This window comes from Escherichia sp. HH41S, assembly GCF_009820115.1.
GTDB lineage: Bacteria > Pseudomonadota > Gammaproteobacteria > Enterobacterales > Enterobacteriaceae > Escherichia > Escherichia coli_F.
The window spans coordinates 70,536-85,732 of sequence record NZ_VNXE01000123.1; the positions used below are offsets into that span (position 1 = coordinate 70,536).

Annotated in this window: 12 protein-coding genes; 9 read left to right on the forward strand and 3 right to left on the reverse strand. The window is 50.6% G+C overall.

Annotation, left to right across the window (positions count from 1 at the left end):
• Nucleotides 1–52 precede the first annotated feature (52 nt).
• Nucleotides 53–715: a fructose-6-phosphate aldolase gene (fsa, locus tag FQZ95_RS24490; RefSeq protein WP_160530855.1), complete on the forward strand. Its 663-nt coding sequence runs from the start codon at nt 53–55 to the stop codon at nt 713–715.
• 178 nt (nt 716–893) lie between these two features.
• Here the strand turns inward: fsa and moeB are convergent, their stop codons facing one another.
• The gene (moeB, locus tag FQZ95_RS24495; protein WP_032183812.1) at nt 894–1,643 is read right to left on the reverse strand and encodes a molybdopterin-synthase adenylyltransferase MoeB; all 750 of its coding nucleotides are present in this window, start codon (nt 1,641–1,643) and stop codon (nt 894–896) included.
• Nucleotides 1,643–2,878: a molybdopterin molybdotransferase MoeA gene (gene moeA / locus FQZ95_RS24500; RefSeq protein WP_160530857.1), complete on the reverse strand. Its 1,236-nt coding sequence runs from the start codon at nt 2,876–2,878 to the stop codon at nt 1,643–1,645. The genes moeB and moeA overlap by 1 nt, the downstream gene beginning before the upstream one ends.
• Before the next feature lie 203 nt (nt 2,879–3,081).
• Here moeA and iaaA point away from each other — a divergent pair, with 203 nt between their 5' ends.
• The 7 genes from iaaA to FQZ95_RS24535 all read left to right on the forward strand — a co-directional run bounded on the left by iaaA (nt 3,082) and on the right by FQZ95_RS24535 (nt 13,177).
• Nucleotides 3,082–4,047: a beta-aspartyl-peptidase gene (gene iaaA, locus FQZ95_RS24505; protein WP_160530859.1), complete on the forward strand. Its 966-nt coding sequence runs from the start codon at nt 3,082–3,084 to the stop codon at nt 4,045–4,047.
• A complete protein-coding gene (gene gsiA, locus FQZ95_RS24510) occupies nt 4,034–5,905 on the forward strand; it encodes a glutathione ABC transporter ATP-binding protein GsiA (protein ID WP_160530983.1) in 1,872 nt (623 codons plus the stop codon). The genes iaaA and gsiA overlap by 14 nt, the downstream gene beginning before the upstream one ends.
• 19 nt (nt 5,906–5,924) lie before the next feature.
• Nucleotides 5,925–7,463, forward strand: coding sequence for a glutathione ABC transporter substrate-binding protein GsiB (gsiB, locus tag FQZ95_RS24515; protein ID WP_160530861.1), 1,539 nt, complete (start codon nt 5,925–5,927; stop codon nt 7,461–7,463).
• 17 nt (nt 7,464–7,480) lie between these two features.
• A complete protein-coding gene (gene gsiC, locus FQZ95_RS24520) occupies nt 7,481–8,401 on the forward strand; it encodes a glutathione ABC transporter permease GsiC (protein WP_160530863.1) in 921 nt (306 codons plus the stop codon).
• A 2-nt stretch (nt 8,402–8,403) separates the two neighbouring features.
• Entirely contained in the window at nt 8,404–9,315 is a 912-nt protein-coding gene (gene gsiD / locus FQZ95_RS24525; protein WP_160530865.1) for a glutathione ABC transporter permease GsiD, read from the forward strand.
• Nucleotides 9,316–9,492: 177 nt separating this feature from the next.
• Nucleotides 9,493–11,841 (forward strand): sensor domain-containing phosphodiesterase, encoded by a 2,349-nt coding sequence (locus FQZ95_RS24530; RefSeq protein ID WP_160530867.1) that lies wholly within the window; start codon nt 9,493–9,495, stop codon nt 11,839–11,841.
• Nucleotides 11,842–11,848: 7 nt separating this feature from the next.
• Nucleotides 11,849–13,177 (forward strand): GGDEF domain-containing protein, encoded by a 1,329-nt coding sequence (locus FQZ95_RS24535; RefSeq protein ID WP_160530869.1) that lies wholly within the window; start codon nt 11,849–11,851, stop codon nt 13,175–13,177.
• A 46-nt stretch (nt 13,178–13,223) separates the two neighbouring features.
• Here the strand turns inward: FQZ95_RS24535 and rimO are convergent, their stop codons facing one another.
• The gene (gene rimO, locus FQZ95_RS24540) at nt 13,224–14,549 is read right to left on the reverse strand and encodes a 30S ribosomal protein S12 methylthiotransferase RimO (protein ID WP_000049367.1); all 1,326 of its coding nucleotides are present in this window, start codon (nt 14,547–14,549) and stop codon (nt 13,224–13,226) included.
• Nucleotides 14,550–14,761: 212 nt separating this feature from the next.
• On the opposite strand from rimO, the gene bssR reads away from it, so the two are divergent.
• The gene (gene bssR / locus FQZ95_RS24545; RefSeq protein WP_105278108.1) at nt 14,762–15,145 is read left to right on the forward strand and encodes a biofilm formation regulator BssR; all 384 of its coding nucleotides are present in this window, start codon (nt 14,762–14,764) and stop codon (nt 15,143–15,145) included.
• Nucleotides 15,146–15,197: the final 52 nt, after the last annotated feature.

The following is a 15,197-nucleotide window of genomic DNA, read 5'->3' on the forward strand; positions in this document are numbered from 1 at the left end:
AGTTTTCCCGTGATAGTCTACATTCAGACAAAAAGTACATTTTGAGGATGGTATGGAACTGTATCTGGATACTTCAGACGTTGTTGCGGTGAAGGCGCTGTCACGTATTTTTCCGCTGGCGGGTGTGACCACTAACCCAAGTATTATCGCCGCGGGTAAAAAACCGCTGGAGGTGGTACTTCCGGAGCTTCACGAAGCGATGGGCGGTCAGGGGCGTCTGTTTGCCCAGGTAATGGCTACCACTGCCGAAGGGATGGTGAATGATGCACGTAAACTGCGTTCTATCATTGCGGATATCGTGGTGAAAATCCCGGTGACCGCTGAGGGCCTGTCAGCCATTAAAATGTTAAAAGCGGAAGGGATTCCGACGCTGGGAACCGCGGTATATGGCGCGGCACAAGGGCTGCTGTCGGCGCTGGCAGGTGCGGAGTACGTTGCGCCTTACGTCAACCGAATTGATGCTCAGGGCTGTAGCGGTATTCAAACTGTGACCGATTTGCACCAGTTATTGAAAATGCATGCGCCGCAGGCGAAAGTGTTAGCCGCAAGTTTCAAAACCCCGCGTCAGGCGCTGGACTGCTTACTGGCAGGATGTGAATCAATTACTCTGCCACTGGATGTGGCGCAGCAGATGATTAGCTATCCGGCAGTTGATGCCGCCGTGGCGAAGTTTGAGCAGGACTGGCAGGGGGCTTTTGGCAGAACGTCGATTTAACCGGACGTTCTGCATCCTCATCAATTGCTGATGACATGGTGGAGTGCACCAACGCTTGCCGCGCCTGGAAATCTGCGCCCGAACCGTAGGCCAGATAAGGCGTTCACGCCGCATCTGGCGTCTGGAGCAAATGCCTGATGCGACGCTTGCCGCGACTTATCAGGCCTGGGGCTGGCAATTACTGCCCGCACACCTCGCACCCCGGATTACGCATCAGTTTCATTTCGCGAAACTGGCAAGTCATCGCATCGTACATGATGATTTTGCCGCTGGCAGGTTTGCCATAACCTGCCAGCAGTTTGATCGCCTCCATTGCCTGCAACGAACCAATCACCCCGATCAACGGTGCCATCACGCCTGCTTCTACGCAGGTTAGCGCGTTCTCGCCAAACAAACGGCTAAGGCAGCGGTAGCACGGTTCGCCGTCCTGATAAGTGAAGACCGTGATTTGCCCTTCCATACGAATTGCCGCCCCGGAAACCAGCGGCACCTTTGCGGCAAAACAGCCAGCGTTCAGTTGATTGCGTACCGCAACGTTATCCGTACAGTCGAGCACCAGATCGTGTTCAGCAATCAATGCTGCAAGTTCTGCGTCATCTAGCAGTGCATTGACTGGCGTAATCGCAATATGCGGGTTGATCCGCGTCAGGGCGTCACGGGCGGATTCCACCTTCGGTTGCCCGACCGTGGCATCACTATGCAGTGTCTGGCGTTGCAGATTTGAAAGCGAAACCGTGTCGAAGTCGAGCAGCGTCAGGTTACCGACACCGGCGCTTGCCAGATACTGCGAAGCTGCACAGCCGAGTCCACCGAGGCCGACGATCAGCACGCGAGAATCTTTTAGCGCCTCCTGACCGTCAAAATCAAAACCGCGCAGAATGATTTGCCGGTTGTAGCGCAGCATCTCCTGATCGCTGAGTTCCGCCATTACAGGCCTCCGAACAACGCGTTAAACGGTTCTACTTCCACCCATTCGCCCACTTCCACATTGCCGCGCTCGCGCTCCAGTACGATAAAGCAGTTGCCGAGGCTAAAGGAGCTAAATATATGTGAACCCTGATGTCCGGTGGTCGTCACTTCCAGTTCGCCATCGGCGTTGCGTTGCAGCACGCCGCGCTGGAAATCAAGGCGTCCTGGCGATTTCTTCAGAGGCGATGCCGTGCGCACACGCTGGCGCGCGGGCAGGCCGCTGGCGGTGTTGCCGCTCAATTTTGCCAGCAAAGGCTGTACCAGTTGATAGAAGGTCAGCGTTGCTGAAACCGGGTTGCCCGGCAGGCCGCAGAACCAGCTATTGCTGAGTTTACCGAACGCGAACGGTTTACCTGGTTTAATCGCCAGCTTCCAGAAGGCGATCTCCCCCAGCTCTTCAAGAATGGTTTTGGTGTAATCCGCTTCACCCACTGAAACACCGCCGGAACTGATCACCACATCTGCCTGGCTATCGGCTTCAATAAAAGCGGCGCGCAGGGCATGGGGATCGTCGCGGATAATCCCTAAGTTGATTACCTCGCATCCCAGCTGTTCTAACATCAGGTGTACGGCGAGACGGTTGGTATCGTAGATTTGGCCGTCGCCCAGCGGCTGGCCTGGCAACTGGAGTTCATCACCGGTAGAAAACAGCGCTACACGCACTTTACGAATCACCGGAACGTCGGCAATCCCCAGTGAAGCAATTACTGGCAGCTCTGCGGTAGTCAGGCGAGTACCTACTGGAAAAACAACCGCACCCGCAGAAATATCTTCACCGCGACGGCGAATATTTTGTCCGCTACGCACTTCAGCGGTAAAACGCACGCCAGCGTCAGTCTGTTCGGTCTGTTCCTGCATCACCACCGCTTCGCAGCCTTCCGGCACCGGCGCACCGGTCATAATACGAATGCAGGTACCCGCAGGCCATTCACCATGGTACGGCTGACCGGCAAAGGATTTACCGGCAACGGGCAGCGGTTGCCCGGAGGCAATATCGGCTAAACGCACCGCGTAGGCGTCCATAGCGGAGTTATCAAACCCCGGGACATCCAGTGGCGAAACGACATCGCTCGCCAGAATACGACCAAAACACTGTACCAGTGGCAGCGTTTCCTGGGCGGTCAGTGGGGTAACGCGAGAAAGCATCTCATTAAGCGCGGTGTCGAGCGACATCAATCCGGTGGTAAATTCCATGAAAACACTCCTGCGGAGGCAAAATCGAATTTGCCTATTATGTCAGAAAAACGCCACAGACTGTATGCCACCTCGGGCGTAGCGCTGGCTCCTGCCTTTACATGCCATATCCATCTTTCTATATTCAAAAATTGAATGAGTAATTCATAAAAATTCTGATATTTATAGCAAAAGTGGCGAGCCACCCTTAATGGACGAATACTATGGGCAAAGCAGTCATTGCAATTCATGGTGGCGCAGGTGCAATTAGCCGCGCGCAGATGAGTCTGCAACAGGAATTACGCTACATTGAGGCGTTGTCTGCCATTGTTGAAACCGGGCAGAAAATGCTGGAAGCGGGCGAAAGTGCGCTGGATGTGGTGACGGAAGCGGTGCGTCTGCTGGAAGAGTGTCCACTGTTTAACGCCGGAATTGGCGCTGTCTTTACGCGTGATGAAACCCATGAACTGGACGCCTGTGTGATGGATGGTAACACCCTGAAAGCCGGTGCGGTGGCGGGCGTTAGGCATCTGCGTAATCCGGTTCTTGCCGCCCGGCTGGTGATGGAGCAAAGCCCGCATGTGATGATGATTGGCGAAGGGGCAGAAAATTTTGCATTTGCTCATGGCATGGAGCGCGTCTCGCCGGAGATTTTCTCCACGCCTTTGCGTTATGAACAACTACTGGCAGCGCGCGAGGAAGGGGCAACGGTTCTCGACCATAGCGGTGCGCCACTGGATGAAAAACAGAAAATGGGCACCGTGGGGGCCGTGGCGTTGGATTTAGACGGCAATCTGGCGGCAGCCACGTCCACGGGCGGAATGACCAATAAATTACCCGGACGAGTTGGCGATAGTCCCTTAGTGGGCGCCGGATGCTACGCCAATAACGCCAGTGTGGCGGTTTCTTGTACCGGCACGGGCGAAGTCTTCATCCGCGCGCTGGCGGCATATGACATCGCCGCGTTAATGGATTACGGCGGATTAAGTCTCGCGGAAGCCTGCGAGCGGGTAGTAATGGAAAAACTCCCTGCGCTTGGCGGTAGCGGTGGCTTAATCGCTATCGACCATGAAGGTAACGTCGCGCTACCGTTTAACACCGAAGGAATGTATCGCGCCTGGGGCTACGCAGGCGATACGCCAACCACCGGTATCTACCGTGAAAAAGGGGACACCGTTGCCACACAGTGATGAACTTGATGCCGGTGATGTGCTGGCGGTTGAAAATCTGAATATTGCCTTTAGGCAGGACCAGCAGAAAATAGCTGCGGTCCGCAATCTCTCTTTTAGCCTACAACGTGGTGAGACGCTGGCAATTGTTGGCGAATCCGGCTCTGGTAAGTCAGTGACTGCGCTGGCATTGATGCGCCTGTTGGAACAGGCGGGCGGTTTAGTGCAGTGCGATCAAATGCTGTTGCGGCGGCGCAGCCGTGAGGTGATTGAACTTAGCGAACAGAGCGCTGCACAAATGCGCCATGTGCGCGGTGCGGATATGGCAATGATATTTCAGGAGCCGATGACATCGCTGAACCCGGTATTTACTGTGGGTGAACAGATTGCCGAATCAATTCGTCTGCATCAAAACGCCAGTCGTGAAGAAGCAATGGTCGAGGCGAAGCGGATGCTGGATCAGGTACGCATTCCGGAGGCACAAACCATTCTTTCACGTTATCCGCATCAACTCTCTGGCGGGATGCGCCAGCGAGTGATGATTGCGATGGCACTGTCATGCCGCCCGGCGGTGCTGATTGCCGATGAGCCAACCACCGCGCTGGATGTCACTATTCAGGCGCAGATCCTGCAATTAATCAAAGTATTGCAAAAAGAGATGTCGATGGGCGTTATCTTTATCACTCACGATATGGGCGTGGTGGCAGAGATTGCCGATCGGGTACTGGTGATGTATCAGGGCGAGGCGGTGGAAACGGGTAGCGTCGAACAGATTTTTCATGCACCGCAACATCCTTACACCCGTGCGCTGTTAGCTGCTGTTCCGCAACTTGGTGCGATGAAAGGGTTAGATTATCCCCGACGTTTCCCATTGATATCGCTTGAACATCCAGCGAAACAGGAACCACCCATCGAGCAGAAAACGGTGGTGGATGGCGAACCTGTTTTACGGGTGCGTAATCTGGTCACCCGTTTCCCTTTGCGCAGCGGTTTGTTGAATCGCGTAACGCGGGAAGTGCATGCCGTTGAGAAAGTCAGTTTTGATCTCTGGCCTGGCGAAACGCTATCGCTGGTGGGCGAGTCTGGCAGCGGTAAATCCACTACCGGGCGGGCGTTGCTGCGCCTGGTCGAATCGCAGGGCGGCGAAATTATCTTTAACGGTCAGCGAATCGATACTTTGTCACCCGGCAAACTTCAGGCATTGCGTCGCGATATTCAGTTTATTTTTCAGGACCCTTACGCTTCGCTGGACCCACGTCAGACCATCGGTGATTCGATTATCGAACCGCTGCGCGTACACGGTTTATTGCCAGGTAAAGAAGCGGCTGCACGCGTTGCGTGGTTGCTAGAGCGCGTGGGCCTGTTACCTGAACATGCCTGGCGTTACCCGCATGAGTTTTCCGGCGGTCAGCGCCAGCGCATCTGCATTGCTCGCGCGTTGGCATTGAATCCAAAAGTGATCATTGCCGACGAAGCCGTCTCGGCGCTGGATGTATCTATTCGCGGGCAGATTATCAACTTGTTGCTCGATCTCCAGCGTGATTTCGGCATTGCGTATCTGTTTATCTCCCACGATATGGCCGTGGTAGAGCGGATTAGTCATCGTGTGGCGGTGATGTATCTCGGACAAATTGTTGAAATTGGTCCACGGCGCGCGGTCTTTGAAAACCCGCAGCATCCTTATACGCGTAAATTACTGGCGGCAGTTCCGGTCGCTGAACCGTCCCGACAACGACCGCAGCGTGTACTGCTGTCGGACGATCTTCCCAGCAATATTCATCTGCGTGGCGAAGAGGTTGCAGCCGTCTCGTTGCAATGCGTCGGGCCGGGGCATTACGTCGCACAACCACAATCAGAATACGCATTCATGCGTAGATAACATTCAGGCGGAGAATAAAATGGCAAGAGCTGTACACCGTAGTGGGTTAGTGGCGCTGAGCATTGCGACAGCGTTGATGGCATCTTGTGCATTCGCTGCCAAAGATGTGGTGGTGGCGGTAGGATCGAACTTCACCACGCTCGATCCATATGACGCGAATGACACGTTATCTCAGGCCGTAGCGAAATCGTTTTACCAGGGGCTGTTCGGTCTCGATAAAGAGATGAAACTGAAAAACGTGCTGGCGGAGAGTTATACCGTTTCCGATGACGGCCTTACTTACACCGTGAAACTGCGGGAAGGAATTAAATTCCAGGATGGCACCGATTTCAACGCAGCGGCGGTAAAAGCGAATCTGGACCGGGCCAGCGATCCGGCGAATCATCTTAAACGCTATAACCTGTATAAGAATATTGCCAAAACGGAAGCGATCGATCCGACAACGGTAAAGATTATCCTCAAACAGCCGTTTTCAGCGTTTATTAATATTCTTGCCCATCCGGCGACCGCGATGATTTCACCGGCAGCGCTGGAAAAATATGGCAAGGATATTGGTTTTCATCCGGTGGGAACCGGGCCGTATGAACTGGATACCTGGAATCAGACCGATTTTGTGAAAGTGAAAAAATTCGCGGGTTACTGGCAGCCAGGATTGCCCAAACTGGACAGCATAACCTGGCGTCCGGTGGCGGATAACAACACCCGCGCGGCAATGCTGCAAACCGGTGAAGCGCAGTTTGCTTTCCCCATTCCCTACGAGCAGGCCGCACTGCTGGAGAAAAACAAAAATATCGAGTTGATGGCCAGTCCGTCAATTATGCAGCGTTATATCAGTATGAACGTGACGCAAAAGCCGTTCGATAACCCGAAGGTCCGTGAGGCGCTGAATTACGCCATTAACCGCCCGGCGCTGGTGAAAGTAGCCTTCGCGGGCTATGCAACGCCAGCTACTGGTGTGGTACCGCCAAGTATCGCCTACGCGCAAAGTTATAAACCGTGGCCTTACGATCCAGTGAAAGCGCGCGAATTACTGAAAGAGGCGGGATATCCCAACGGTTTCAGCACCACGCTGTGGTCGTCACATAACCACAGCACCGCGCAGAAAGTGCTGCAATTTACCCAGCAGCAGTTAGCGCAGGTCGGGATTAAAGCCCAGGTGACTGCGATGGATGCCGGGCAGCGGGCGGCAGAAGTTGAAGGTAAAGGGCAAAAAGAGAGCGGCGTGAGAATGTTCTACACTGGCTGGTCGGCCTCGACTGGTGAAGCTGACTGGGCGCTATCGCCACTGTTCGCCTCGCAGAACTGGCCGCCGACGCTGTTTAATACTGCGTTTTACAGCAATAAGCAGGTGGATGACGAGCTTGCCCAGGCGCTGAAAACCAACGATCCGGCGGAAAAAGCGCGCTTGTATAAGGCGGCGCAGGATATCATCTGGCAAGAGTCGCCGTGGATCCCGCTGGTGGTAGAAAAACTGGTGTCGGCACACAGTAAAAACCTGACCGGTTTTTGGATCATGCCAGACACCGGTTTCAGCTTTGAAGACGCGGATTTGCAATAAGCAACGCAGGGAGTGGAATGCTTAATTACGTTATCAAACGCTTACTGGGGTTGATTCCGACGCTGTTTATCGTCTCGGTGCTGGTGTTTTTATTTGTCCATATGCTGCCCGGCGATCCGGCGCGATTGATTGCCGGGCCCGAAGCTGATGCGCAGGTTATAGAACTGGTGCGTCAGCAGCTGGGGTTGGATCAGCCGATGTATCACCAGTTCTGGCACTATATCAGCAATGCTGTGCAGGGGGATTTTGGCCTGTCGATGGTGTCGCGTCGTCCCGTTGCCGATGAGATTGCCAGCCGCTTTATGCCTACTCTATGGTTGACTATTACCAGTATGACCTGGGCGGTGCTGTTCGGCATGGGGGCTGGTATTATCGCCGCTGTCTGGCGTAACCGTTGGCCGGATCGATTAAGTATGACTATCGCGGTATCAGGGATTTCATTCCCGGCATTTGCGTTAGGAATACTGTTGATTCAGGTTTTCTCAGTTGAACTTGGCTGGTTACCCACCGTAGGTGCAGACAGTTGGCAGCACTACATTTTACCCTCCCTGACGCTCGGCGCAGCAGTGGCAGCCGTGATGGCGCGCTTTACCCGCGCATCGTTTGTCGACGTTTTAAGCGAAGATTATATGCGTACCGCGAGGGCGAAAGGGGTGAGCGAAACCTGGGTTGTCCTCAAACACGGGCTACGCAACGCGATGATCCCGGTAGTGACCATGATGGGCTTACAGTTTGGCTTTTTGCTCGGTGGTTCCATCGTGGTGGAGAAAGTTTTCAACTGGCCCGGACTTGGACGCTTACTCGTTGACTCCGTAGAAATGCGCGATTACCCGGTGATTCAGGCGGAAATTCTGCTTTTCTCGCTGGAATTTATTCTTATCAACTTAGTGGTGGATGTGCTTTACGCCGCCATTAACCCGGCTATCAGGTACAAGTAAGGATGCGACTATTTAACTGGCGACGTCAGGCGGTGTTAAACGCCATGCCACTGGTCAAACCTGACCAGGTACGTACACCGTGGCATGAATTCTGGCGACGATTTCGCCATCAGCATATGGCGATGGCCGCCGCATTATTCGTCATTTTATTGATTGTGGTGGCCATTTTTGCACGCTGGATCGCCCCCTATGACGCCGAAAATTTTTTCGATTATGACAATCTGAATAACGGACCTTCTTTGCAGCACTGGTTTGGCGTCGATTCACTGGGACGCGACATTTTCAGCCGTGTCCTGGTTGGTGCGCAAATCTCGCTGGCGGCGGGCGTGTTTGCCGTGTTTATCGGTGCGGCGATCGGGACGTTGCTGGGCTTGCTGGCGGGATATTATGAAGGCTGGTGGGATCGGCTGATCATGCGCATTTGCGATGTGCTGTTTGCCTTCCCGGGTATTTTGCTGGCCATCGCTGTTGTTGCGGTGTTGGGAAGCGGCATCGCTAACGTGATTATCGCCGTCGCCATTTTTTCCATCCCCGCGTTTGCCCGACTGGTGCGCGGCAACACGCTGGTGTTAAAACAGCAAACCTTTATTGAGTCAGCACGCAGTATTGGTGCCAGCGATATGACCATTTTATTGCGTCATATTCTGCCTGGGACCGTCTCTTCTATCGTGGTGTTTTTCACCATGCGCATTGGCACCTCGATTATCTCTGCGGCCAGCCTGTCGTTTCTCGGCCTCGGTGCTCAGCCGCCGACACCAGAGTGGGGAGCAATGCTCAATGAGGCACGAGCGGATATGGTTATCGCGCCGCATGTCGCTGTTTTTCCGGCCCTGGCTATTTTTCTGACTGTACTGGCGTTCAATTTGTTGGGTGATGGTTTACGCGATGCGCTGGATCCGAAAATTAAAGGATAGTTACGTTTGAATATTGCTTGAAAGGGTAATCACCTCACAGGAAATTATTGCCCTAAGCAAGTGTTGTAACTTTCTGCTGATTTTGTAGAATCGGGTAATTTGGTTAAAAAGCCGCAGCAAGGGACTGTTTTTGCAGCGGCACAGCGTTCAGACAGTTATTTTGTTAAATGTATTAACATGCTGAGTTTATACGAAAAGATAAAGATAAGGCTGATAATTTTATTTTTATTGGCAGCACTGTCATTTATTGGCCTTTTTTTCATCATTAACTATCAACTGGTATCGGAGCGCGCGGTAAAACGTGCCGATAGCCGCTTTGAACTTATTCAGAAAAACGTTGGCTATTTCTTTAAAGATATTGAACGTTCGGCCCTGACATTAAAGGACTCACTGTATTTATTAAAAAATACAGAGGAGATTCAACGCGCTGTGATCCTTAAAATGGAAATGATGCCATTTTTAGACTCGGTGGGACTGGTACTTGATGATAATAAATATTATCTCTTTTCGCGGAGGGCGAATGATAAAATCGTTGTTTATCATCAGGAACAAGTAAATGGACCGCTTGTCGACGAGTCAGGGCGGGTTATTTTTGCCGATTTTAACCCATCGAAACGACCGTGGTCGGTGGCCTCCGATGACTCTAACAACAGCTGGAATCCGGCATACAATTGCTTTGATCGTCCGGGTAAAAAATGTATCTCTTTTACGCTACGCATCAACGGCAAAGATCACGATTTGTTAGTGGTGGATAAAATTCATGTCGATTTAAACTGGCGATATCTGAACGAGTATCTTGATCAAATCAGCGCTAATGATGAAGTTCTATTTTTGAAACAAGGCCATGAGATCATTGCCAAGAATCAACTCGCTCGTGAAAAACTGATTATTTATAATAGCGAAGGCAATTATAATATTATTGATTCTGTCGATACTGAATATATCGAAAAAACATCAGCGGTGCCAAACAACGCATTATTCGAAATCTATTTTTATTATCCTGGCGGTAATTTATTGAACGCATCAGATAAACTTTTTTATCTGCCGTTTGCTTTCATTATTATCGTATTGCTGGTGGTTTATTTAATGACCACTCGTGTGTTCCGTCGGCAATTTTCTGAAATGACCGAGCTGGTTAATACGCTGGCATTTTTGCCCGACTCAACGGATCAAATCGAGGCTCTGAAAATTCGCGAAGGCGATGCAAAAGAGATTATCAGCATCAAAAATTCGATCGCGGAAATGAAAGATGCCGAAATTGAACGTTCGAATAAATTGCTCTCGCTGATCTCTTACGATCAAGAAAGCGGTTTTATTAAAAATATGGCGATTATTGAGTCCAACAATAATCAGTATCTGGCTGTGGGGATCATCAAACTGTGTGGCCTGGAAGCCGTTGAAGCGGTGTTTGGTGTCGATGAGCGTAATAAAATCGTCAGAAAACTGTGTCAGCGAATTGCCGAGAAATATGCACAATGCTGCGATATCGTGACATTCAATGCCGATCTTTATTTACTCCTGTGCCGGGAAAATGTCCAGACGTTTACCCGTAAGATAGCGACGATAAACGATTTTGACAGCAGCTTTGGCTACCGCAATCTGCGCATCCATAAGTCTGCTATTTGTGAACCTTTGCAGGGAGAAAACGCCTGGAGTTACGCAGAAAAACTGAAACTGGCGATTTCCAGCATCCGTGACCATATGTTCTCAGAGTTTATTTTCTGTGATGACGCGAAACTCAACGAAATAGAAGAGAATATTTGGATTGCGCGTAATATTCGCCATGCAATGGAAATTGGCGAACTATTCCTGGTCTATCAACCGATCGTTGATATTAACACCCGCGCCATTCTGGGCGCGGAGGCGTTGTGCCGTTGGGTGTCTGCGGAGCGGGGGATCATTTCACCGCTGAAGTTCATTACCATTGCTGAAGATATCGGGTTTATCAATGAGCTAGGTTATCAGATTATTAAAACGGCAATGGGTGAATTCAGACATTTTAGTCAGCGTGCGTCGCTGAAGGACGGTTTCTTACTGCATATTAATGTTTCGCCCTGGCAGTTAAACGAACCACACTTTCATGAGCGTTTTACCACCATCATGAAAGAAAATGGCCTGAAGGCGAACAGCCTCTGTGTTGAGATCACTGAAACTGTGATCGAGCGAATTAATGAACATTTTTATCTCAATATTGAACAACTGCGTAAACAAGGGGTACGGATATCGATTGATGACTTTGGCACCGGTTTGTCAAACCTGAAACGTTTTTATGAAATTAATCCAGACAGTATAAAAGTGGACTCGCAATTTACCGGCGATATTTTCGGTACTGCGGGGAAAATTGTGCGCATTATTTTCGATCTGGCACGCTATAACCGGATCCCGGTGATTGCGGAAGGCGTAGAGAGCGAAGACGTTGCGCGCGAATTAATCAAATTAGGATGTGTTCAGGCTCAGGGGTATCTGTACCAGAAACCCATGCCGTTCTCCGCCTGGGATAAAAGTGGAAAATTAGTAAAAGAGTAGTTTACGTATGTCCAGAATCAATAAGTTCGTACTTACAGTCAGTCTGCTGATTTTTATCATGATTTCAGCAGTTGCCTGCGGGATCTACACTCAAATGGTAAAGGAACGGGTGTATAGCCTGAAACAGTCCGTTATTGATACTGCTTTTGCGGTGGCAAATATTGCTGAATATCGGCGTAGCGTGGCAATTGATCTCATCAACACGCTAAATCCCACGGAGGAACAGCTGTTGGTTGGCTTGCGCACAGCTTACGCCGACTCGGTTTCACCCTCTTATTTGTACGATGTCGGTCCTTATCTGATTTCCAGTGACGAATGTATTCAGGTAAAGGAGTTCGAGAAAAATTATTGTGCAGATATTATGCAGGTTGTTAAGTATCGACATGTCAAAAATACAGGGTTTATCTCTTTTGACGGTAAAACCTTCGTCTATTACCTCTATCCGGTAACTTACAATCGCAGTCTGATATTTTTGCTTGGTCTGGAGCGTTTTTCGTTACTGTCAAAATCGCTGGCGATGGATAGCGAGAACCTGATGTTCTCCCTGTTCAAGAACGGTAAATCGGTGACCGGTGATGAATATAACGCTAAAAACGCCATCTTCACCGTTTCGGAAGCAATGGAGCACTTCGCCTATTTGCCGACCGGATTGTACGTATTTTCGTATAAAAAAGACGTTTATTTTCAGGTATGTACGTTGATTATTTTCTTTGCTGCATTGGTGGCAGTGATATCGGGTGCTAGCTGCCTTTATCTGGTACGCAGAGTGATTAATCGTGGCATTGTGGAGAAAGAAGCCATTATTAATAACCATTTTGAACGCGTCCTGGACGGTGGGCTTTTCTTCTCGGCTGCCGATGTCAAAAAACTCTACAGTATGTATAACTCGGCGTTTCTGGACGACCTGACCAAAGCAATGGGCAGAAAATCCTTTGATGAAGATTTAAAAGCCCTCCCGGAAAAAGGCGGCTATCTGTGTCTTTTTGATGTCGATAAATTCAAAAACATTAACGACACCTTCGGTCATTTGCTGGGCGATGAAGTGTTGATGAAAGTGGTGAAAATCCTTAAATCACAGATCCCGGTAGATAAAGGTAAAGTCTACCGCTTCGGCGGTGACGAATTTGCGGTGATTTATACTGGCGGCACGCTGGAAGAGTTGCTATCGATTCTAAAAGAAATCGTTCATTTCCAGGTGGGAAGCATTAATTTAAGCACCAGTATCGGTGTAGCGCATTCAAATGAATGTACTACCGTCGAACGCTTGAAAATGCTGGCGGATGAGCGGCTGTATAAGAGTAAGAAAAACGGCAGGGCGCAGATTAGCTGGCAGTAATCATTATTAGCAGGCAGGGCAAATGATGTTGCCCTGCCTGAATTAATTAAACCCGGCTACCCCACAAATCGTACTCATCGGCGTGCTCGACTTTCACTCGCAGGATATCACCCGGCTTAACGTTAGTTTCACCATTGAGATAAACCGCGCCGTCGATTTCTGGTGCATCTGCCATGCTGCGACCAATCGCGCCTTCTTCGTCCACTTCGTCGATAATCACCAGAATTTCACGGCCCACTTTCTCTTGCAGGCGCTCGGCGGAAATCTGCTGCTGCAGCTGCATGAAACGGTTCCAGCGTTCTTCTTTCACTTCTTCCGGAACCTGGTCAGGCAGGGCATTGGCGTCTGCGCCTTCAACCGGGCTGTATTTAAAGCAGCCAACGCGATCCAGACGTGCTTCTTTCAGGAAATCGAGTAGCATCTGGAAATCTTCTTCCGTCTCGCCAGGGAAGCCGACAATAAAGGTTGAGCGCAGGGTCAGTTCCGGGCAGATTTCGCGCCACTGTTTGATGCGCGCCAGTTGGCGATCTACAGAACCCGGACGCTTCATCAGTTTGAGAATGCGCGGGCTGGCGTGTTGCAACGGGATATCCAGATACGGCAGGATTTTGCCTTCCGCCATCAGTGGGATGACGTCGTCCACGTGTGGATAAGGGTAAACGTAGTGCAGACGTGTCCAGATCCCCAGTTTCGATAACTGTTCACACAGGCTGACCATGCTGGTTTTTACCGGCTCGCCGTTGTGGAAGCCAGTACGATGTTTAACATCGACGCCATAGGCGGAAGTATCCTGCGAGATCACCAGAATCTCTTTAACGCCCGCATCAACCAGTCGTTTCGCTTCACTTAACACTTCGCCAATTGGACGGCTCACCAGATCGCCGCGCATAGACGGAATAATGCAGAAGGTGCAGCGGTGGTTACAGCCTTCAGAAATTTTCAGATAGGCATAATGACGCGGCGTCAGTTTCACACCTTGTTCTGGCACCAGGCTCAGGAACGGGTTGTGTTTCGGTTTTGGTACGTAGTGATGAACGTGCTCAAGAACCTGCTCATAGCTATGAGGCCCGGTGATTTCCAGCACTTTCGGGTGGACTTCGCGGATCTGATCTTCTTTCGCCCCCAGACAACCGGTCACAATTACCTTGCCGTTTTCATTCAACGCTTCGCCAATGGCTTCCAGTGATTCTTGTACCGCGCTGTCAATAAAGCCGCAGGTATTGACGATCACCATGTCCGCATCGTCATAGCTCGGTACCACGTCATAACCTTCGGTGCGTAGTTCGGTGAGAATACGCTCTGAATCGACAAGGTTTTTCGGACAGCCAAGGGAAACAAAGCCGATTTTCGGCTGGGGAGTTACTTTGCTCATAGCTTAAAAAATATTCAGTTACAGGAAAGGTCAGGGCAGGGATTCTACAGAGTTCTGGATAAAATTTGTATCGCAATCTCATTCGCTGGCGGAGGCGAAGGAAATGTAAATTTTGTTAATTCGGGGTGAAGAATTGATCCTGGACAGCATTTTGCTCAATAAATAGCCATACTATTTAATTGCAACAAGGCTGGAAAGAGGAGGATCGAAGTATGTTCGTTGACAGACAGCGAATCGACCTGCTGAACCGGTTGATCGACGCACGCGTTGACCTCGCCGCATACGTGCAACTGAGGAAGGCAAAAGGATACATGTCCGTCAGCGAAAGCAATCATCTACGAGATAACTTTTTTAAACTGAATCGCGAACTGCACGATCAATCGCTGCGGTTGAATCTTCATCTGGATCAGGAAGAGTGGAGTGCTCTTCATCATGCTGAAGAAGCATTAGCGACAGCCGCAGTATGTTTGATGAGTGGGCACCATGATTGCCCGACTGTTATTACCGTCAACGCCGATAAGCTTGAAAATTGTCTGATGAGCTTAACGCTGAGTATCCAGAGCCTGCAGAAGCACGCCATGCTTGAGAAGGCCTGAAAACTAAGGGGGAGAAAGCGTCTCCCCCTTCATGTTTAAGTTTTTGTAAAAA